The following is a 17,138-nucleotide window of genomic DNA, read 5'->3' on the forward strand; positions in this document are numbered from 1 at the left end:
ATCGCATAGGTTCCGTACGCGTAGTCCCGCTCTGCCTGGGAACCAGCAGCGGTGGAAGGAACAACCAGTCACCACGGCCACAGCGCGGACCGGCCGAAGAGGGTGTGATGGCGACCGAATCGCATGACGGCGACAAACCGTCGTCCGAGGAGACCCAGAAGTGGCAGGGCACATTCGACGGGGGCGTCGGCGATGTGACCAGAGCCCGCCTGAGCGCGGAGCGGTTCCTGATGACACTGGAGCGGGCCTCGCCGCCGGCGACGCCCGAATATCGGGACGACATCGTGCTGGTCGTCACCGAACTCGCCGCCAACGCCATCCAGTACGCGCCGGGGCCGATCGGGCTGGCGTTGCGCAGGACGTTCGACGGTGTACACGTGACGCTGAGTGACACGAGCACGACGGAGCCGGCGCCGCGGCCCTTCCACCCCGGCACCGGTCGTGGCGGCGGCATCGGCTGGTACTTGATACAGACCCTGTGCGACGAGGTCACCGTGGTGGTGCGGGCGGACGGCAAGGACGTGCATGCGTTCCTGCCCTGGTGAGCCGCCGCCCGCAGACCACAGCGGGCTCACATGAGCGGCACGAACACGCTGACCGTCTTGCCGCCCTCCCGGCGGCGGTCGATCCGGATGTCGCGGGAGAGCCGGATGATCAGCGGCCAGCCGTAGCCGCTGCCCTCGTGCGTCAGGGGCAGGGTCCCGGGCCCGTATGCGGCCGAGGGGACGGCGTCGCTGTAGTCGTGCACGCTCAGCCGCACCCCCTCGGTGAGCGGGGTGACCTCGAACCCCGCCAGACCGCCGCCGTGCCGGATCGCGTTGGCGACCAGCTCCGACACGACCAGCAGAAGATCCATGACGGCTCTCTCGCCGGCCGTGCCGGACCCGGGACGCCAACGCTCCTCGACGACCGACCGGACATAGCTGCGCGCCGCCGCCGCGCTGGTGATCGGGACGGACCGCGTCCGCGCCATGGGGCTGTCCCGCTCCGGACGGCGCTCGGCCGGCATCATGGCCGCTCGTCGGTCGCCTGCGGGATGCGCATCTGGTGCCGAGCATCTCGGGCGCGCACCAAGTGGACTGCGGTTGCCGTCACTTCACCACTCCTCGCTCGCTGTCGTCCGCGCGCCTCGTCGTCCTCGTACGTGCGTGCTCCTGAGGCTCCGCTTACCCGGCCGCGCCGGATTCATGGGGCAAAGAGGCGTAGTAGCCACCAACGGCGGACAAGTACTCCGGATCGAGGGTCTCCCGATCGGTGCCGAAGCGCGGAGCCGCCTTGGCCTCCGCACGAGTACAGCGCACGGTGATGACCCTGGTCCTCTCGGCGATCCGGGTGACCATGCCGACCGGGATCAGCAGACTTCTGCCGAACACCCAGGCGCCCGTGTCCACGATCAGATGCCGCGGGGGAGTGTCGTCGGCCTGGCGGTCCACATGGCCGATGGTCCCGTCGCTCGCCTCGACGGTGTACCCGGTGAGCGTCTGCCCTTCCTTGTGACCGATCCCGGGCGCGTACGACCAGATTCTGTCGGTGCTCACATCGACTTCCTTCTCGGTCTTCTCGGTGTCGCCGGTTCTCGTGGTGGTCCGGGCCGGTCAGGCGACGCTCGCCGACTCTCTCGCCGCGGCGAGCAGTTGACGGGCCCGCTCCAGGGCCTGTCCCACTTCGCGCGTGCCGGTCGACACGCACAGCGTGTACGCCAGGTCCTGCACACGCACCTGGCGGCGGCGGCGGTCGGCGGCCGGCCCGTCGCCCCGGTCCGCCATGAGCGCCTCGTACTCCTCGACCAGTCCGCGAAGCATCGCCGGATGGGGCATCAGCACCGGTCAGCCCTCCTGGGAGTGGTCGTCGCAGCCGGCACCGAGCGCCTCGTTGCGCACCCGCGCACAGCATCGGCTGATGAGCCGGGAGACGTGCATCTGGGAGATGCCGAGTTCGTCGGCAATCCGGCTCTGCGTCATGTCCTCGAAGAAGCGCAGGTACAGGATGGTGCGTTCGCGTTCGGGCAGGCGCCGCAGCCCTTCCTTCGCCGCCTCCCGGTCCACGACGACGTCGTACGCCTCGTCGCATGCGCCGATCGTGTCGGAGAGGCTGAAGCCGTCCTCGCTCGACGACATCTCGGCGTCGAGGGACAGGGTGCTGAAGCTGTCGAGCGCCTCGAGGCCCGTGTTGACCTCGTCCTCGGTGAGTCCCGTGTGCGCGGCGATGTGGGCCACCGACGGGTTCGAGCCGTCGGAGGCGGTGAGATCGCGGCGCGCCACCCGGACCTTGTTGCGAAGGTCCTGGACGCGACGGGGAACCCGCAGGGCCCACATCCGGTCGCGGAAGTGCCGCTTGATCTCACCGGTGATCGTGGGCACGGCGTAGCTCTCGAAGGCCCCGCGGCCGGGCTCGTACCGGTCGATGGCCTTGACCAGGCCGAGGGCCGCGACCTGGCGCAGGTCCTCCAGGGACTCGCCGCGGTTGCGGAAGCGGCCGGCGATGCGATGGGCCATGGGCAGCCAGGCCTTGGTCAGTTCATCGCGTATCGCCTCTCGCTCGGGCCCGTCGGGCAGAGCGGCGAGGCGGGCGAAGTCGGAGCCGGTGTCGGGGGCGTCGTCGTGGACGCGTCGGCCGGACACACGGGGGCGGGTGGGGTTGTCGGAAGCTTGTGCGGACGTCTCGACCAACATGAGGGAACAACTCCTGAAGGGACGATCTCAGGGGGTCTCCGTGGGAAACGGTGCACGGGGCTCAAAGCCCCGGAGGGGGCTCAAGGGCCCCGCAGCGGTCTCGGTTGTCGCACCGGTTGCGCCTCCGGTCCGAAGCACGAACTCCCGCATGCCCCACGACCGACGACGCAAACAGGGGGCGGCGCAGGACGACGCCGGCCGGGGTTCGAGAGACATCAGCCCCCGGTGGTGAGGGCTTTCCTGCGCGAGGTGTCCGGATCGCCACGTCCGGGGGCGTTTTCAAGCCAGAACCCCTGCTCGTCGAGTGATCCCTGCCACGGAACAGGAGTGAGCGGCGCGAGGCCGGGCACGCGGGCCTTTGACAATCGGCTCCGGCTATGGGGAGGGCGGCATGACAGCCGTGACGGTGGTGCAGGCGACGGCCACGGCACAGAAGGCGGTCACGACGGACGAGGCGGAACTGCCGCTGATCGAGGATCCGACGCGGGTGAGCCCCAAGGACGCACGGGAGTTGTCGCGTCAGTTCTTCGACCGACTGGTCATGCTTGAAGAGGGCACGCAGGAATTCCAGTACGTACGCAACACGCTGATCGAGATGAACCTGTCCCTGGTGCGGTACGCGGCATCCCGCTTCCGGGCCCGCGGGGACTCCGTGGAGGATGTCGTCCAGGTCGGGACCATCGGGCTGATCAAGGCCATCGACCGCTTCGAGGTGTCCCGGGAGGTCGAGTTCACCACGTTCGCCGTCCCGTACATCGTCGGTGAGATCAAGCGGTTCTTCCGTGACACGAGCTGGGCGGTCCACGTACCGCGCCGTTTGCAGGAGGCTCGCACGGAGCTGGCCAAGGCGACGGAGGAACTCAGCTCCCGCCTGGGTCGTATGCCGACCACGCGTGAGCTGTCCGAGCTGATGTCGCTGTCGGAGGAAGAGGTCGTCGAGGCGCGCAAGGCGTCCAACGGCTACCAGTCCACCTCCCTCGACGCGGCCGTCACCGGGGACGCCGAGAACGGCGAGTCCGTCCTGGCCGACCTGCTCGGCGAGGAGGATCCGTCGCTGGAACTCGTCGAGGACTTCCATTCGTTGGCCCCTTTGATCGCCGGGCTGGACGAGCGCGAGCGCCGCATCATCCATCTGCGCTTCGTCGAGGAACTCACCCAGGCGCAGATCGCCGAGCGGATCGGCGTCTCCCAGATGCATGTCTCGCGCCTCATCAGCCGCATCCTCAAGCAACTGCGGGCGGGCCTGCTGGAGCCCGGGGTCGCCTGACCGGCCCACTCCCCACCCCTCCTCGACCGGTCACACGCCGACAGGTCACGCCCTGTCGGCGCCACCCGTGTGCCGGCACCCCGCCGTCAGAGGGTTCATCGCGGTCACACTGCCGTCAGGGGGTTCCTCGCGGTCACACCGCCGCCAGGGGGATCACCGCGGTCACGCGCTTTCCGCCGGCCGGAAGGTCCGACACCATCACCGTGCGGGACAGCCGGCACACGATGGGCCAGCCGCGGCCTCCGCAGCGATGCCGTCCCTGCCGGTCGACGGGGTCCAGAGTCACCGGCCGTCGTCGCTCGCGGTCGCTCACGGACAGGTAGAGGTTCTGGCCCACGACCTCGACGTCGAAGCCGGTGATGCCGCCGCCGTGCAGCATCGCGTTGGTCGTCAGCTCGGACGCCACCAGCAGGGCGTCCGAGAGGGCGTCGGGCGCGCAGTCGGCGCCCCGGGCACGCGTCTGCTCGGACAGGACCCGCCGCACGGTCCTGCGTGCCTCGGCCGGTGAGGCCGGACTCCGCGGCTCGGGCCGGCCACGGCCCACGGCGGTCGAGCACTGGGTGACGCCGGTCCGGTGGTTCTCACTCATCCTTTCGCTCCCTGACAAAGGCGGGGAGGCGGAAGGACCCGCCGAATGTCCTTGGCGACTCCCGACCAGGCCCGAGTCCCCTGTTCCTCTCCCCATCGCGTGAGGGCCTTCTCCCTCTTCGCGTGACCGCTCCGCCGGTTGCCAAACCGCCCCGTCCGCAATGGGGCGCGAAAGCGGCCGGAGTCCCGACGGCGTACGGCTCGTTCGCACGTGCCCTGTGTGCTGCGGAGGTTCGGGGGTAGGCGGGCGAACGCATCGACGGGCCGCCGCGCGAGGTTTCCTCGCATCGGCGAGGCATCGAATCCCGCCGCCGGGGCACCCGTCACCGTCGCCGAACCCTGTGGGAGGTACTTGTGTCCGTTGCCCAGAATCCCCTGTCGATCAAGGTGGAAGTGCCCCGGGAGGACGCCGTGCTGCTGACGGTCGAAGGTGACCTGGACATGGATACGGCAACCGAGTTGCAGCATCACCTGGCCAACCAGCTCCACCACGGTCGGCGCCACTTCCTGCTCGACATCGCCGGGGTCCCCTTCATGGACTCCTCCGGCATGAACATCGTTCTGCGGGCGTACCAGGAGGTGCGCGAGATCCCGGGAGGGGTGTACGTCATCTCCCCGACCCCCGCCGTCCGGCGGATCATGGATCTCACCGGTGTCAGCATCACCGTCCCCATCGTGGGAAGCGTCGAGGAGGCGCTCGCGACCGCCGACGCCCAGCCGGTGGACTCGGAACCGTAGCCGCGGCGGCCGGCTGCCCCGGAAGCGAAGACGCCCTCGCCAAGGGGCAGTTCACCGATCGAGACCCGCACTCGCGTCGACAACAGTTGCCGTTTGACAACTATGGCCATCAGGCAACAGAGTGAGCGGGTCAAGCGCGGGAGGGGTGTGCAACGTGCCGGTCAGCAACGAGGACGGCCCGCGTCGCCGGGCAGCGGTGCCCACGCGTTACCGCCCCGGCGCCGAACCGGGGCGCGGGAGCGTCTCAGGCGCTCCTGGCGCCGGCGGCCTCCTCGGCCTCGTCGCCTTCGTGGATCTCCGCGGACGCCGCCGCGCAGAACGCCTCCAGGCCCTCCCGCAGTGCGTGCCGCTTCGTGGCGGGCATCTGTTCCAGCACGGACTGGAGCGCGGCCTCGCGTCGTGCCCGCAACTCCGCAAGGAAGGTCCGGCCGCGCCGGCTCAGATGCAGCCGCAGTTCGCGGCGGCTGGAGGTGCTGGGCGCGCGCTCCACGAACCCCACCGCCTGGAGGCGGTCGCACAGCCGGCTGGTCGACGGCGGTGTGGAGCCGAGGGTCTCGGCGAGCATGCGCAGATTGATGCCGTCGCTGTGCTCCAGGATGAACAGCACGCGGATCTGGGAGGCGGACACCGGCGCCGTCGAGGCGCGGCCCCACAGGACCTCCAGCAACTCGGCGGCCTCGGAGGTCACTCGCGCCACCTCGTCCGGCCGCGGTTGCGAGTACGGGGAAGTCACGGCTCCACCTTTCCAGGCTTCGAGGGCGCTGTCAGCCCGCCGGTTCGGGCAATACGTACAGAACACTAGATACGGGCAAGAAGGACCAGGCGGACGGCGTCCGCAGCAGCGGCTCCGACGCCGTCACTGTGACAAGAATGGCGTATCCAACATCGTGAACAGATTCGTGGCAGCCGAGCGGGCGCTTCGCTCCGCGGCCCCGCACCAACTGGTGGACGCGGTGCGCGAAGCCCTGTGCAACGACTACGCGGCGAAGTCCGTCCAGCTCCTGCTGGCCGACTACGGCCTGGCCACGCTTCAGCCGGTGCACCCGGCCGCGAGCGTGCCCGACTCCATGCCGGCGCACGGCAGCCCGGCCGGACGGGCCTTCGGTTCCCAGGAACCGTTCGTCGAGAAGCTGACCGACGGCGAGGTGCGCCTGCACCTGCCGGTGACCGTACGCGGCGACCGGCTCGGCGTGCTGGCCGTCACGATGCCCTCCGCCGACCAGGCCGAGGAATGCCTGGACGAGCTCTGCGACGTGGCCCAGGTGCTGGCGCACGAGGTGATCGTCGCCGACCGGGACACCGACCTCTACCTGCGCGCACGCCGTACCGACCGCCTCACCCTGGCCGCCGAGATGCAATGGCAGCTGTTGCCCGGCCGGGCCTGCGCACGCCCCGAGTACGCGCTGGGCGCCCAGTTGGAGCCCGCCTACGCGATCCACGGCGACAACTTCGACTGGTCGGCGTCCGCCGACCGCCTGATGCTCTACATCACCAACGGCATGGGCGAGGGCATCGAGGCCTCCCTGCTGACCAACCTGGGCATCAACGCCCTGCGCAACGCCCGCCGTGCGGGCCTGTCCATCGCGGACCAGGCCGCCCTCGCCGACCAGGCCGTCTACGGCCAGTACCGCGGGGACTCCTACCTCTCGGTGCTCCTGCTCGACCTCGAACTGAGCACCGGCAGGCTCCGGATCATCGACGCCGGCTCCCCGCGGATGCTGCGGCTGCGCGGCCGCGGCGTCGACGCCCTCGACCTGGAGGCACAGCTCCCGCTCGGCATGTTCGAGGAGACGGACTACGTCGCCCATGAGCTGGAGATCGAGCCCGGCGACCGGCTCGTCTTCGCCAGCGACGGGGTGTACGCCGTCGTCGCGCCCGGCGGTGAGCCGTACGGCGAGCGCGCGTTGGCCCGTGCCCTCGTGTCGACCAGCCTGCTGCCCGCCGCCGAGGTGCCACGTGCCGTCCTGAGAGAACTCTCCGGTCACCGCGGCACACCCGTGGCCGACGACGACGCGCTCGTGGTCTGCCTCGACTGGTTCGGGCCGCGCCAGGCGCCCTGAGCGAACCACCCGGCGCCGCCCGCACGACCGGGGCGGCGCGCACCACAGAAGGAGGGAAGCAAGTGCCGGAGCAGCAGACGGCAGAAGGCCGTACCGGCCCGGCGGAGGAGGTGGCGGACTTCCTGCGGCTGCGTCGCGAGCAGATCGCCCAGCGCTGGGCCGACGCGGCGGTGTTCCGCACCGTGTTCACCGTCTCCCGGGACGAGGCGGTGGAAGCCGGGCGCGCCGTGGTCGAGGCGCTCGCCGCGGTGGCCGCATCGGGGCGCGTGGAGGACTCGGAGGCCGACGGATTCACCGTCGTACGTGAGCAGTTGGCGCGCACCGCGCACTCACGGGCCCGGGCCGGAGCCACCATGGGGCAGATCTCGTCGGAGATGGACGCGCTGCGGGCCCCCGTGACCGATCTCCTGCTCGACGAACTCAGCGACGGGAGCGCCGAGCACCGGCGGGAGTGCGCCACGGCCCTCGCCGTGCTGATGGGCACCCTGCGCCTGGTCATGCTGGAGACGACCACGATCTCCGGACAGGAACTCATCAACCGCCAGCGGCTCGAAATGCTCGAGATCGCCACTCCCGTGATCAAGCTGTGGGAAGGCATCGTCGCCGTGCCGCTGATCGGCACGCTCGACAGCGCCCGCAGCCAGGTGGTGATGGAGACGCTCCTGGACGCCGTCGTCGAGCAGCACGCCCGGATCGCGATCCTGGACATCACCGGAGTGCCGACCGTCGACTCACTGGTGGCACAGCATCTGATGAAGACCGTCGCGGCCGCGCGGCTGATGGGCGCCGAGTGCATAGTCTCCGGGATCAGGCCGGCCATCGCGCAGACCATCGTGCACCTCGGCATCGACCTGAGCTCGGTGCTCACCCGCGCCAGCCTCGCCGACGCGCTCGCCTACGCCCTCCAGCAGCAGGGCGCGCACATCGTGCCGAACCCCGCCGCCCCGGAGCCCCGGTGACCGGCGCCGCCACCTTCCCGTACGAAGGCCATGTCCCCGTGCTGCGGCTGGGCAAGGTGCTGCTGGTCACCCTCCAGGGCGATCTGTACGACAGCACGGCCGAGCGGCTCCGGCAGGACATCGGCGAGACCGTCTCCGACAGCGCGATCAGCGGAGTGGTCATCGACCTCTCCGGCGTCGAGATCGTCGACTCCTTCATGGGCCGGGTGCTCAGCGACGTCGCCGCCATGACCCGGCTGCTGGCCGCGCAGACCGTGGTGGCGGGGATGCGCCCGGCGGTGGCCATCACCCTCGTCGAACTCGGCCTGACCCTGCCGGGGCTGCGCACGGCTCTGCACACCGAGGAAGCCCTGCGCCTGCTCGGCGCCGAGGTCTCGACCCTGCCTCGCGACGGGCGCGCACGCCGGGAGAGCCCGTGACCCACAGCACCGGCAGCGTCTCCGCCCGCCTGCCGATCCGCTCGGACCTCGACCTGGTCCGGGTGCGCCAGCATGTGCGGCAGATGACGGCCACCCTCGGGTTCGGGCTGGTGGAACAGACCAAACTCGTCACCGCCGCCAGTGAGTTGGCGCGCAACGCCCTCGTGCACGGCGGCGGCGGCCGGATGGAGTGCACCGAGGTCACCCGCGGCGGGATACGGGGACTGCGGCTCGTCTTCAGCGACGAGGGGCCCGGCATCGCCGACCTGGAGCAGGCACTGTCCGACGGCTACACCTCCGGTGAGGGGTTGGGGATGGGGCTGGGCGGCGCCCGCCGCCTGGTCCACGAGTTCTCCCTGGACAGCCACCGCGGCTCCGGCACCACCGTGACGGTGACGTCCTGGATCTCCGGGCCGCCGCACCCGCGCGAGGCGCCCTGATGCCACGCGTCTGGGAGGTTCCCGTGCACGACTCGACCCGGGTGCGCGACGTCCGCCTGGCGGCCCGGGACGCGGCCCGCCACGCCGGGCTCGCCGACGACCGGGTCGCCACGGCCGAACTCGTGGCCACGGAACTCGCCACCAACCTGCTCAAGCACGCCGGCGGCGGACAGGTCCTCCTCGACCTCGTGGGCCCGACCGTGCCGGTCCACGGTGACGAGCGGCTGCTCCTGGTGCAGATCATGGCCGTCGACCACGGCCCCGGCATGGCCGACACCGCCGCCGCCCTGCGCGACGGGTACACGACCACCGCCTCACTGGGCGCCGGGCTCGGGACCTGTCTGCGCATCGCGGACGACTTCAGCCTGCACAGCACACCCGGCCGGGGGACCACGGCGATGGCCAGGATCGGCCCTCACCGCGACACCGCGGGACCGTACCCGGCGCCGCCTCCGGTACGGGCCGGCGGAGTCAACATCCCCCTCGCGGGAGGCGAGTTCTCCGGCGACGCGTGGGCCTGTGTCCGCGCGGCCGACCGGGTGACGCTGCTGCTGGCCGACGGTCTCGGCCATGGCCCCCAGGCGGCCCGCGCCTCCTCGGCCGCGGTGGCGGCACTGCGGTCCGATCCCCATCTGCCCCCGACCGACCTGCTGCGGCGCATGCACACCGTCCTGCGTGACACCAGGGGCGCGGCCGTGGCCGTGGCCCAACTCGACCTCGGCGCCGGTCAGTTGCACTTCGCGGGGGTGGGCAATGTGGGGGCCCGGCTGCGCGCCGGCGACCGCTGGCAGGGCCTGGTCTCCTGCCCCGGCATCGTCGGCGCCCACCTCCCCGCGCGCCTGCCCCCGCACCAGGAGCGCTGGACCCGCGACAGCCTCCTGGTCCTGCACAGCGACGGCCTGCCGAGCCGCTGGACTCCCGGCCCGGCCACCGAAACCCCCTCGCCCCTCGACCCCGCCGTGATCGCCGCCTCGATCGTGCGGGACGCCAGCAGCCCGGCCCGGCCGGTACGCGACGACACCGCCGTCGCCGTGCTCGGCCCCCTTCCGACGGACCACCCCTCATGACCCGCACCTGGAACGTCCGCACCGTCACCGACGCCGCGCAGGTCCGCATCGCCACGGCCCGGCTGGCCGCCGCGTGCGCAGTGACCACCGTCGAGCGCACGCGCCTGGTGACCGCGCTGACCGCCCAGCTGCGGCAGTGCCTCACCAAGGGAGGCGAGTGGCGGGTCGAAGCACGCGTCGCCCTGTCGCCCGGCGGGGGCGAGTTCCACATCGAAGTGGCTCCCGCGAAGCGCCGCCCGGACGACCGGCAGCCTCCGTGGCACGCCCGCGTCCCCTGTGCCGAGGACGCGGACGTCTCCGGGACCGAACCCGCCGCCGACGACCCGACGGCCCTGGCCGAGGCCCTGTTCGGCGCCGACGAGGACGCCGCCCTGCTGCTGGACCGCCTCGACGAACAGGAGTCGCTCGTCGCGTTCCACCGCGAGGAACTCCACCAGACCAACCAGGGCGTCCTCGCGCTCCACGCCGAACTGGACGCCGCCGGCCGGGCCCAGCGCGAACTCTTCGACGCCGAGCAGAAGGCCCGCAAGGAAGCGGAGAAGGCCCGCGGCCGGCTGACCTTCCTGGCCGATGCCAGTGCCGCACTCACCGCCTCCCTCAACCACGAGGCCATCGTGCGGCTGCTCCCCACGCTGCTGGTCCCGCGCTACGCCCGCACCGTCGACGTCTGGCTCTTCGACGACGTGGACGACGCGCTGCGCGGCGGCCCCCGGCCCGCCGCCGCCGTCCTCGCCGCCCGCCGGGGCCGCCCCCAGTACGCCGCCGACCACCCCGGCGGCCTGCCCGGAGTCGACGACCAGCCGCCCTCCGCGCTCGACTCCGGCCGGCCCCTGCTCTGCATCCCGCTGCTCACCCGCCGGGCACCCCAGGGCGTCCTCACCCTCTCGCCACCCGACCGGCGCTGGGACGCGGATGACGCCGTCATGCTGATCGAGCTCACCCGGCGGGCGAGCATCGCCCTGGAGAACGCCCGCCGCTTCGAGCACAACCGGGACATCGCCGAGACCCTGCAACGCGCCCTGCTCACCGAGCTGCCCACGACCGCCGGCCTGAGCCTGGCCGCGCGCTACCTCCCCGCCACCCGGGGCCTGAACATCGGCGGTGACTGGTACGACGCCATCCGCCAGCCCGACGGCAGCCTCATCACCGTCGTCGGCGACGTCACCGGGCACGGGCTGCACGCTGCGGTGATGATGAGCCAACTGCGCACCGCCCTGCGCGCCTACGCCGTCGACGGCAGCAGCCCCGGCCGGCTCCTGACCCGGCTGCACGAGTTCCTGCACCGTCTGCGCCTGGACCTGTACGCCACCGCCGTGATAGCCCGCATCCACCCGCACGAGGACACGCTCACCTGGGCCGCCGCCGGTCATCCGCCACCGGTGCTGCGCGACCCCGGCGGCCGCGTGCACACGCTCGACGCCAGACCCGGCGCCATGCTCGGCATCCCGCTGAAACAGGAGATCGACGACCACACCGTCGCCCTCCCGCCGGGCTCGACGCTCGCGCTCTACACCGACGGCCTGGTGGAGCGCCGTTCCCATGGGATAGACCCGGGCATCCAGCGCCTCGCCGACGCACTCGGCGGCTTCGGCCGGGCCGAACTCGACGACGACCTGGAGGCGTCGGCCGACCGCCTGCTGCACCCTCTCCTGCACGACTCCGAACACGACGACGACGTATGCCTGTTGCTGTGCCATGTGCACGGCGAGGCGGGCGGGCCACGGTCGCCTCAGACCTGAGCGGGATCCTCGCCGTCCGCACCGGACCCGGTACGGAGGTCGGGGCCGGGTGTCGTATCGGCGGGCGTTCCTGCCTCGTGCACGGCACGCAGGACCTGTTCGAGCCGCGGACGCCGGTCGGGCGGAACCGCGTCCAGGGCCCCGGCCAGGTGCAGGGACAGCCGCTCGGTGACGTCCGCGAGGAGTCTGCGGCCCTGCTCGGTGACCTCCAGACGCACCTCGCGCCGGTCGCCCGGGCGGACGTACCGCCGCAGCAGGCCCGCCGCTTCGAGCCGGTCGCACAGCCGGCTGGCGCTCGGCAGCCCCATGCCCAACTGCTCGGCCAGGGCGGTGACATTGAGGGACGGACGGCGGGCTATCGCCTCCAAGGCGCGTATCTGCCGCGGCGGAAGGCGCGGACGCACATCGTCGACGGCTGAGAACCACAGCGCCACCAGGTTCTTCACTGCCTCGGCAAGCTGCCGCCCGACGACGTGGGAGGGGCTGTCGGGTTCCTGTTCGCGGCACATGGTCCGTCATCCTTCGAAGACCGCGGTCGACTCCGGCCTGAGCTGCATCAGTGCAGGGGCCTACCCGAACCGGCCGATCGTACACAGCCACAACCCCCTCGATATCGGTGGTCGGCGATTTCAACGGGCGGCGGTACGGGGGTCCACGTGGATCTTGGGACCGGAACCGGCGCCTTCCGGCCGCCCGCCCGCCAGGACCGGACCGACCTCGTCCAGGCCCACCGTGGCCGCGACGAGGGGCCTGGGATCGACCGCCCCGGACGCATACGCCTCGATGGTGGCGTCCAGACCTGGCGACGCGGACAGCACACCCACCGCCGTCACGTCCTTCAACACGAGCGTACGGGTGTCGATCCGGCTCGGCTCGGCGGCCAGCCCGATGCACACGAGCCGACCGCCCGACTCGACCAACTCCAGTGCCCTGTCCGGCAGATGCCCGGCATTCGAGGCGTCTTCGACCGCGTCGAAGGGCAGCTCCGGCAGCGAGCCCTCGTCCCACACCTGCTCGAAGCCCAGGGCATGAGCGAACGCGGGGGAGTGCCCGGCACGGTCCAGCAGATGCACGTCCACGCCCGCCGCCCGCAGGAACATCGCGACCAGCAGACCGATCGTCCCGGGCCCCAGCACCAGAACACGGTCTCCGGCACGCGCCGCCGTCGCCCGCGCGGCCCGCAGCGCGTTCCCGCCAGGCTCCACGAGCGCGCCGAGCACGGCGTCGACCGAGTCGGGAAGGACGTGCAACGAGGTCGCCGGTACAGCGAGCCGCTCCGCCAGGGCGCCGTCCCGCGCACCGCGTATCCCCACCTCCTGACGCTTCTCGCACACATGCTGACGACCCCTCAGACAACGTCGGCAACTGCCGCAGCCGAGCATCGTGTCCCCCATGACACGCCGGCCCGCCCACCCCGGGTCGACCCCCACGCCGACCGACACCACCCGCCCGGCCCACTCGTGCCCCGGCCGCATCGGATAAACGGAATGCCCCTGGTGGAGATAGGCCATGGCACCGGTGAAGAACTCGACATCGGTACCGCACACCCCGACCCGCTCGACCTCGACCACGACTTCCCCCGGCACCGCCACCGGCGCCGGCACGTCCCGCACCTCGTACGCACCCGGGGCGGTCAGGACGAAGGCGCGCATGAGGTCCACCAAGGTGCTCTCCAGCGTGGTCAGTTACGGAGGGCGGCGACGTGCCACGCACCGCCGACACGAGATGCCTCCGGAGCTGTTCCGGGGAGGTGTCACGGCGTTCCAGACTGTAGACCTCCGTACCGACTGCCGGAAGAGGTCCCATCGTGAGGCTGCGCAGCGCACAGTGGTACGAGGGTCAGGACCGCAATGCCTACATCCACCGGGCATGGATGCGCAGAGGCGTCCCCGGCGATGCCTTCACCGGCCGGCCGCAGATCGCCATCGCCAACACGGCCTCCGACCTGACCCCTTGCAACGCCCATCTCGACGAGGTCGCGGCCTCCGTGCGCAACGGCGTGTACGAGGCCGGCGGTGTCCCGCTGGACCTGCCGGTGGTGTCGCTCGGCGAGACGAACGTGCGGCCCACCGCCATGCTCTGGCGCAACATGGCGGCCATGGCCACGGAGGAGATGCTGCGGGCCAACCCCATAGACGGCGTCGTCCTGTTGGGCGGCTGCGACAAGACCATCCCGTCGCTGCTGATGGCCGCCGCCTCCGTGGATCTGCCCGCCGTGGTGGTGCCCGGCGGGCCGATGCTCACCGGGACCTTCCGCGGTCGGCCGCTGGGCTGCGGCACCGATGTGTGGCGGCTGTCGGAGGAGGTGCGCGCGGGCTCGCTGTCGCAGGAGCAGTTCACCCGCTCGGAGTCGGCGATGATACGCAGCCGGGGCCACTGCAACACCATGGGAACCGCCTCCACCATGGCCCTGGTCGCCGAGGCGCTGGGCACGGTCGTCCCCGGTGTGGCCGGAACCCCCGCGCCCGACAGCCGCCTGCTGGAAGCGGCGCACCACTCCGGCCGCCTGGCCGTGGAGATGGTGGCCGCCGACCGCCGTCCGGGCACGTTCCTCACCAAGGCCTCCTTCCACAACGCGATCGTCGCCCTGGCCGCCGTCGGCGGCTCGACCAACGCGGTCGTCCACCTCCTCGCCATCGCCGGCCGCCTGGGCGTGGACCTCTCCCTCGACGACTTCGACCGCGTCGGCTCCCACGTCCCGGTCCTGGTCGACCTCCAGCCCGCCGGACGCTTCCTCATGGAGGACTTCCACCGCGCCGGCGGCCTGCTCGCCGTATTGTGCGAGGTCCGCGACCTGCTCGACCCCGACGCCCTCACGGTCACCGGCAAACCGCTGGTGGACGCGCTCGACGACACCCCCATCCGGGACGGCGAGGTCATCCGCACCCGGGCCGAACCCCTGGTCGCCGAGGGCGGCATCGCCGTACTGCGCGGCAACCTCGCGCCCGACGGCGCCGTCATCAAACCGGCGGCCGCCTCCCCGCACCTGCTGCGCCATCGCGGCCGGGCCGTCGTCTTCGACTCCATCGAGGACTTCCATGCCCGCGTCGACGACCCCGGCCTCGACGTCGACGCCGACACTGTCCTCGTCCTGCGCGGTTGCGGCCCCAAGGGGTACCCGGGGATGCCAGAGGTGTCGAACATGCCGTTGCCGAAGAAGCTCCTCGAACAGGGCGTGCGCGACATGGTGCGCGTCTGCGACGGCCGGATGAGCGGTACGGCGTACGGCACGGTCGTCCTGCACGTGGCCCCCGAGGCCGCCGCGGGCGGCCCCCTCGCCCTCGTGCGGACCGGTGACTTCATCACCCTCGACGTCGAGGCCCGCCGCATCGACATCGACATACCCGCCGACGAACTCGCCCGCAGAACCCCGAGCGAGCCCACGGCCAACGCCTACACCAACCCACGGCGCGGCTGGGAACGCCTCTACGTCGACCATGTCCTCCAGGCCGACACCGGCGCCGATCTCGACTTCCTCGTGGGGTCGAGCGGTTCGGAGGTGACGCGGGAGTCGCACTGAGCCGGTGCCGCTCCGCACCCGCGTACAACCCTGAAGCCGGGTGACTGGTCTCCACCACCGTACGAACCAATCAGACCTTCGGTACAACTCGGTTCAACGGGGGAACACATGAGCCTGTCCAGCAAGCACCGGCGCGACCGCACCGCCCGCGCCGCCACGGCCGCCGTCACAATCCTCATGGCGGGCGCACTCGGGGCCGCGGGGGCCGGTACGTCCAACGCCGGAACCCCTGACGCCGGTACGTCCAACGCCGGTACGGCGGCGCCGCAGACACGGCAGATCGCCTCGTCCGTCCTCGGGAGCGACTACAAGATCACACTGACCGCACTGCGCTCGCCCGAGGACGACCTCGCCGCCTCCGTGCGGCTCCAGGTGTTCACCCGGGGCGACGGCGCCTGGAAGGAGTCCGACCGCGTCACCGTGGGCGACGTCGACGGCTGGTTCTGGTATCCGCTCACGGGCAAGGGCGCCGTCTGCGACTTCGCGACCGCGAGCACGGAGCCGGCCCCACTGACGGTCAGCCTGCTGATCACGCCCTCCATCGGCTGCTCCGACCCGGTGCACTACCTGGTGAAGGAAGGCCGGGTGTACGCCGACTGACCGGCGGGAGGCATGGCCCCGCGGCCGTCCGTCAGCCGCCGGTGACCGTGGCGCGCGCCGACTCGTCGACGTGAAGGGTGAAGACGTCGGGGCGGGCGTAGTGGCCGGTCGGATCGAAGTCGAAGCGGGCTCGGGCCAGGTCGTCCAGGTCGAGCTCGGCCGTCAGGATGCCCTCCCCGTCGCGCAGCGGACCGGCCAGGACCTCGCCCAGCGGCGAGACGATGACGGAGCCGCCGCCGATGAGCACGGTGTCGGGCTCGTCGCCCTGGACGGGGTGGAGGTCGGCGGGGAGGGCGTCGCGGCGCAGGTACTGACTGGCGCTCAGGACGAAGCAGCGGCCCTCCAGGGCGATGTGCCGCATCGTGGCCTGCCAGGCGTCGCGGTCGTCCACGGTCGGCGCGCACCACAGGTCGACCCCCTTGGCGTACATCGCCGTACGGAACAACGGCATGTAGTTCTCCCAGCAGATGGCCGCACCGAGCCGGGCGGCGCCGGTGTCGACGACCTGGAAAGTGGAGCCGTCGCCCTGTCCCCACAGGAAGCGTTCGGCGGCCGTCGGCATGAGCTTGCGGTGCAGGCCCAGATAGCCGTCCGGGCCGAAGAAGAGCGCCACACAGTAGAGGGTGCCGCGCTGACGCTCGACCGCGCCGACGACGGCGTGACAGCCCAGATCCCGGGTGAGCGTCGCCAGGGTGTCGACCTCGGGGCCCGGTACGTCAATGGCGGCAGCGTGATAGCGCCGGAACAACTCACGGCCGGCCGGCGTGCGGCTGCCGACGGTGATGCCGAAGTCCAGGCCCTTGGGGTAGCCGCCGAGGAACGCCTCGGGCAGCACGACGACGTCCGCCCCGCGGTCGGTGACGGCCTCCCGGATGAGCTCCTCGGCCCGGCTGAGCGCGCCCTGCGTGTCGAACAGCGGGCCGGCCGCCTGGACGACGGCGGCGGTCACGGTGCGGCGGGACGCGCCGGCCGCGGCGGTGGAGGGGCTCGTCGAGGTCATGCGGTCGACCCTAGGAAGCCACTCGATCTTTCAGCAATCACAGCGCCACCTTCACCCTGCCGCGCCGGC

At 71.6% G+C, this 17,138-nt stretch carries 20 protein-coding genes; 11 read left to right on the forward strand and 9 right to left on the reverse strand.

Annotation, left to right across the window (positions count from 1 at the left end; translation table 11 throughout):
• The first annotated feature begins 107 nt into the window (after positions 1-107).
• Positions 108-545, forward strand: coding sequence for an ATP-binding protein (locus tag ACFPQ9_RS41235; protein ID WP_380864829.1), 438 nt, complete (start codon positions 108-110; stop codon positions 543-545).
• 26 nt (positions 546-571) lie between these two features.
• On the opposite strand, the gene ACFPQ9_RS41240 is transcribed toward ACFPQ9_RS41235, so the two are convergent.
• The 4 genes from ACFPQ9_RS41240 to ACFPQ9_RS41255 all read right to left on the reverse strand — a co-directional run bounded on the left by ACFPQ9_RS41240 (position 572) and on the right by ACFPQ9_RS41255 (position 2,672).
• Positions 572-1,009: an ATP-binding protein gene (locus ACFPQ9_RS41240; protein WP_380864993.1), complete on the reverse strand. Its 438-nt coding sequence runs from the start codon at positions 1,007-1,009 to the stop codon at positions 572-574.
• A gap of 157 nt (positions 1,010-1,166) precedes the next feature.
• Positions 1,167-1,538 (reverse strand): PRC-barrel domain containing protein, encoded by a 372-nt coding sequence (locus tag ACFPQ9_RS41245; protein WP_380864831.1) that lies wholly within the window; start codon positions 1,536-1,538, stop codon positions 1,167-1,169.
• 57 nt (positions 1,539-1,595) lie between these two features.
• Entirely contained in the window at positions 1,596-1,817 is a 222-nt protein-coding gene (locus ACFPQ9_RS41250; RefSeq protein WP_380864995.1) for a DUF5133 domain-containing protein, read from the reverse strand.
• A 9-nt stretch (positions 1,818-1,826) separates the two neighbouring features.
• A complete protein-coding gene (locus ACFPQ9_RS41255) occupies positions 1,827-2,672 on the reverse strand; it encodes a SigB/SigF/SigG family RNA polymerase sigma factor (protein WP_380864833.1) in 846 nt (281 codons plus the stop codon).
• A gap of 391 nt (positions 2,673-3,063) precedes the next feature.
• On the opposite strand from ACFPQ9_RS41255, the gene ACFPQ9_RS41260 reads away from it, so the two are divergent.
• Complete coding sequence (locus ACFPQ9_RS41260; protein WP_380864834.1) at positions 3,064-3,939, forward strand: RNA polymerase sigma factor SigF; 876 nt, start codon at positions 3,064-3,066, stop codon at positions 3,937-3,939.
• Between the two features lie 133 nt (positions 3,940-4,072).
• Here ACFPQ9_RS41260 and ACFPQ9_RS41265 read toward each other — a convergent pair whose 3' ends face one another.
• Positions 4,073-4,528 (reverse strand): ATP-binding protein, encoded by a 456-nt coding sequence (locus tag ACFPQ9_RS41265; protein WP_380864836.1) that lies wholly within the window; start codon positions 4,526-4,528, stop codon positions 4,073-4,075.
• Between the two features lie 353 nt (positions 4,529-4,881).
• Between ACFPQ9_RS41265 and ACFPQ9_RS41270 the strand changes: the two genes are divergently transcribed.
• A complete protein-coding gene (locus tag ACFPQ9_RS41270) occupies positions 4,882-5,265 on the forward strand; it encodes an STAS domain-containing protein (RefSeq protein ID WP_380864838.1) in 384 nt (127 codons plus the stop codon).
• A 244-nt stretch (positions 5,266-5,509) separates the two neighbouring features.
• On the opposite strand, the gene ACFPQ9_RS41275 is transcribed toward ACFPQ9_RS41270, so the two are convergent.
• Complete coding sequence (locus ACFPQ9_RS41275) at positions 5,510-5,998, reverse strand: MarR family winged helix-turn-helix transcriptional regulator (RefSeq protein ID WP_380864840.1); 489 nt, start codon at positions 5,996-5,998, stop codon at positions 5,510-5,512.
• 154 nt (positions 5,999-6,152) lie between these two features.
• On the opposite strand from ACFPQ9_RS41275, the gene ACFPQ9_RS41280 reads away from it, so the two are divergent.
• The 6 genes from ACFPQ9_RS41280 to ACFPQ9_RS41305 all read left to right on the forward strand — a co-directional run bounded on the left by ACFPQ9_RS41280 (position 6,153) and on the right by ACFPQ9_RS41305 (position 11,949).
• Positions 6,153-7,325 (forward strand): PP2C family protein-serine/threonine phosphatase, encoded by a 1,173-nt coding sequence (locus ACFPQ9_RS41280; RefSeq protein WP_380864842.1) that lies wholly within the window; start codon positions 6,153-6,155, stop codon positions 7,323-7,325.
• A gap of 62 nt (positions 7,326-7,387) precedes the next feature.
• Positions 7,388-8,284 carry an STAS domain-containing protein gene (locus ACFPQ9_RS41285; protein ID WP_380864843.1) on the forward strand — a complete coding sequence of 299 codons (897 nt, stop codon included), beginning with the start codon at positions 7,388-7,390 and terminating at the stop codon, positions 8,282-8,284.
• Positions 8,281-8,703, forward strand: coding sequence for an STAS domain-containing protein (locus tag ACFPQ9_RS41290; RefSeq protein ID WP_380864845.1), 423 nt, complete (start codon positions 8,281-8,283; stop codon positions 8,701-8,703). The genes ACFPQ9_RS41285 and ACFPQ9_RS41290 overlap by 4 nt, the downstream gene beginning before the upstream one ends.
• Complete coding sequence (locus tag ACFPQ9_RS41295) at positions 8,700-9,143, forward strand: anti-sigma regulatory factor (protein WP_380864847.1); 444 nt, start codon at positions 8,700-8,702, stop codon at positions 9,141-9,143. The genes ACFPQ9_RS41290 and ACFPQ9_RS41295 overlap by 4 nt, the downstream gene beginning before the upstream one ends.
• Positions 9,143-10,210: an ATP-binding protein gene (locus tag ACFPQ9_RS41300; RefSeq protein ID WP_380864848.1), complete on the forward strand. Its 1,068-nt coding sequence runs from the start codon at positions 9,143-9,145 to the stop codon at positions 10,208-10,210. The genes ACFPQ9_RS41295 and ACFPQ9_RS41300 overlap by 1 nt, the downstream gene beginning before the upstream one ends.
• Positions 10,207-11,949: a PP2C family protein-serine/threonine phosphatase gene (locus tag ACFPQ9_RS41305; RefSeq protein ID WP_380864850.1), complete on the forward strand. Its 1,743-nt coding sequence runs from the start codon at positions 10,207-10,209 to the stop codon at positions 11,947-11,949. The genes ACFPQ9_RS41300 and ACFPQ9_RS41305 overlap by 4 nt, the downstream gene beginning before the upstream one ends.
• Here ACFPQ9_RS41305 and ACFPQ9_RS41310 read toward each other — a convergent pair.
• Together ACFPQ9_RS41310 and ACFPQ9_RS41315 are read right to left on the reverse strand one after the other, a co-directional pair.
• A complete protein-coding gene (locus tag ACFPQ9_RS41310; protein WP_380864851.1) occupies positions 11,940-12,458 on the reverse strand; it encodes a MarR family winged helix-turn-helix transcriptional regulator in 519 nt (172 codons plus the stop codon). The genes ACFPQ9_RS41305 and ACFPQ9_RS41310 overlap by 10 nt on opposite strands.
• A gap of 120 nt (positions 12,459-12,578) precedes the next feature.
• Positions 12,579-13,601 (reverse strand): zinc-dependent alcohol dehydrogenase, encoded by a 1,023-nt coding sequence (locus tag ACFPQ9_RS41315; protein ID WP_380864853.1) that lies wholly within the window; start codon positions 13,599-13,601, stop codon positions 12,579-12,581.
• A 155-nt stretch (positions 13,602-13,756) separates the two neighbouring features.
• On the opposite strand from ACFPQ9_RS41315, the gene ACFPQ9_RS41320 reads away from it, so the two are divergent.
• Both ACFPQ9_RS41320 and ACFPQ9_RS41325 read left to right on the forward strand, forming a co-directional pair.
• Positions 13,757-15,469 carry an IlvD/Edd family dehydratase gene (locus tag ACFPQ9_RS41320; RefSeq protein WP_380864854.1) on the forward strand — a complete coding sequence of 571 codons (1,713 nt, stop codon included), beginning with the start codon at positions 13,757-13,759 and terminating at the stop codon, positions 15,467-15,469.
• Positions 15,470-15,577: 108 nt separating this feature from the next.
• Positions 15,578-16,069, forward strand: a complete 492-nt coding sequence (locus tag ACFPQ9_RS41325; protein ID WP_380864856.1) for a hypothetical protein — start codon at positions 15,578-15,580, stop codon at positions 16,067-16,069.
• A 31-nt stretch (positions 16,070-16,100) separates the two neighbouring features.
• Here ACFPQ9_RS41325 and ACFPQ9_RS41330 read toward each other — a convergent pair whose 3' ends face one another.
• Positions 16,101-17,069 (reverse strand): nitrilase-related carbon-nitrogen hydrolase, encoded by a 969-nt coding sequence (locus ACFPQ9_RS41330; protein ID WP_380864858.1) that lies wholly within the window; start codon positions 17,067-17,069, stop codon positions 16,101-16,103.
• Between the last annotated feature and the right edge of the window lie 69 nt (positions 17,070-17,138).

It is taken from the genome of Streptomyces coerulescens (assembly GCF_042657965.1).
GTDB lineage: Bacteria > Actinomycetota > Actinomycetes > Streptomycetales > Streptomycetaceae > Streptomyces > Streptomyces coerulescens.

Coding starts and splice junctions, on each gene's coding strand:
- ACFPQ9_RS41300 (WP_380864848.1), top strand. CDS start 9,143: ATGCCACGCGTCTGGGAGGTTCCCGTGCACGACTCGACCCGGGTGCGC.
- ACFPQ9_RS41260 (WP_380864834.1), top strand. CDS start 3,064: ATGACAGCCGTGACGGTGGTGCAGGCGACGGCCACGGCACAGAAGGCG.
- ACFPQ9_RS41310 (WP_380864851.1), bottom strand. CDS start 12,458: ATGTGCCGCGAACAGGAACCCGACAGCCCCTCCCACGTCGTCGGGCGG.
- ACFPQ9_RS41240 (WP_380864993.1), bottom strand. CDS start 1,009: ATGCCGGCCGAGCGCCGTCCGGAGCGGGACAGCCCCATGGCGCGGACG.
- ACFPQ9_RS41255 (WP_380864833.1), bottom strand. CDS start 2,672: ATGTTGGTCGAGACGTCCGCACAAGCTTCCGACAACCCCACCCGCCCC.
- ACFPQ9_RS41235 (WP_380864829.1), top strand. CDS start 108: ATGGCGACCGAATCGCATGACGGCGACAAACCGTCGTCCGAGGAGACC.
- ACFPQ9_RS41330 (WP_380864858.1), bottom strand. CDS start 17,069: ATGACCTCGACGAGCCCCTCCACCGCCGCGGCCGGCGCGTCCCGCCGC.
- ACFPQ9_RS41250 (WP_380864995.1), bottom strand. CDS start 1,817: ATGCCCCATCCGGCGATGCTTCGCGGACTGGTCGAGGAGTACGAGGCG.
- ACFPQ9_RS41265 (WP_380864836.1), bottom strand. CDS start 4,528: ATGAGTGAGAACCACCGGACCGGCGTCACCCAGTGCTCGACCGCCGTG.
- ACFPQ9_RS41325 (WP_380864856.1), top strand. CDS start 15,578: ATGAGCCTGTCCAGCAAGCACCGGCGCGACCGCACCGCCCGCGCCGCC.
- ACFPQ9_RS41315 (WP_380864853.1), bottom strand. CDS start 13,601: ATGCGCGCCTTCGTCCTGACCGCCCCGGGTGCGTACGAGGTGCGGGAC.
- ACFPQ9_RS41305 (WP_380864850.1), top strand. CDS start 10,207: ATGACCCGCACCTGGAACGTCCGCACCGTCACCGACGCCGCGCAGGTC.